The following is a 721-nucleotide window of genomic DNA, read 5'->3' as shown; positions in this document are numbered from 1 at the left end:
GCGGTTGATGCTATCGAGCATCGCCTTGCGCGTGAGGTCGGCGTCGGGCGTCATTGCGCAGCTTCCAAGGCAGTCAGGCGGGCGTCGAACCGCTTGCTCACCACAAAATCAATGGCGAGATAGGCCATCAATGCTGCGACAAAGGCGGTCAGGACGACCAGCCACAAATAGGCGGCCCGGCTCATTCCGAAGATCCAGCGCGACTTGTCCGGCTCAATCTGAACATTCGCCAGCCGGTCGTTCAGATGATTGATCTGCGCCGCCAATTGTCTGTCGGCATTTATGTGCAGGGCCAGCTCGTCCCTTGCCGCGTCGATATTGCTGGTCATGCCACCGCATCCAGCGCGAACGGGTTATAGGCGAAGAACATGCTGCCGTCCGTCCGCCAGGAAAACACCGCGTTCTGCTTGCTGCAGACCGGAGCTGCCTCGGACGGGCCAAACCAAGCGAGAAGATCCTTGTCGGGACCAAAGCCACCGCCTCGCGCGGAGATAAAAACCAGATCAGTCTTGGGGGTTTCGACGTGCACCATCGTCTGTCCTTTCGTGGTTATGCGGCTTCCAATGCCGCCACGCGGGCGCGCAGCGATTTGATCTCGGCAAGGATGTGGGCCTGGATTTCCGGCGCGCCGTAAGCGAGAGCCTGCATCTCCGCGCCGTCCTTCTCGCCGGTTGCTACCGGGGTTTCGCAGACTTCCTGCACCTCATGCGCGATCAGGCCG

The 721-nt window shown here is 60.9% G+C and carries 2 protein-coding genes; both read right to left on the bottom strand.

Features of this window, described 5'->3' with window-relative positions; translation table 11 throughout:
* Nucleotides 1–50: 50 nt before the first annotated feature.
* On the bottom strand, nucleotides 51–329 hold the full coding sequence (locus AX735_RS16905; RefSeq protein ID WP_066282613.1) for a hypothetical protein: 279 nt from the start codon (nucleotides 327–329) through the stop codon (nucleotides 51–53).
* Nucleotides 326–532: a hypothetical protein gene (locus AX735_RS16900; RefSeq protein ID WP_066282610.1), complete on the bottom strand. Its 207-nt coding sequence runs from the start codon at nucleotides 530–532 to the stop codon at nucleotides 326–328. The genes AX735_RS16905 and AX735_RS16900 overlap by 4 nt, the downstream gene beginning before the upstream one ends.
* Between the last annotated feature and the right edge of the window lie 189 nt (nucleotides 533–721).

The sequence above is a fragment of the Blastomonas sp. CCH1-A6 genome (genome assembly GCF_001556365.1).
Classification (GTDB): Bacteria; Pseudomonadota; Alphaproteobacteria; order Sphingomonadales; family Sphingomonadaceae; genus Blastomonas; species Blastomonas ursincola.
Note: the sequence above shows the minus strand (reverse complement) of the source record. Positions and strands in the feature narration are given on the sequence as shown.

Excerpts from the sequence above, each read along its gene's own strand:
- AX735_RS16900 (WP_066282610.1), bottom strand. The coding sequence starts at position 532 with ATGGTGCACGTCGAAACCCCCAAGACTGATCTGGTTTTTATCTCCGCG.
- AX735_RS16905 (WP_066282613.1), bottom strand. The coding sequence starts at position 329 with ATGACCAGCAATATCGACGCGGCAAGGGACGAGCTGGCCCTGCACATA.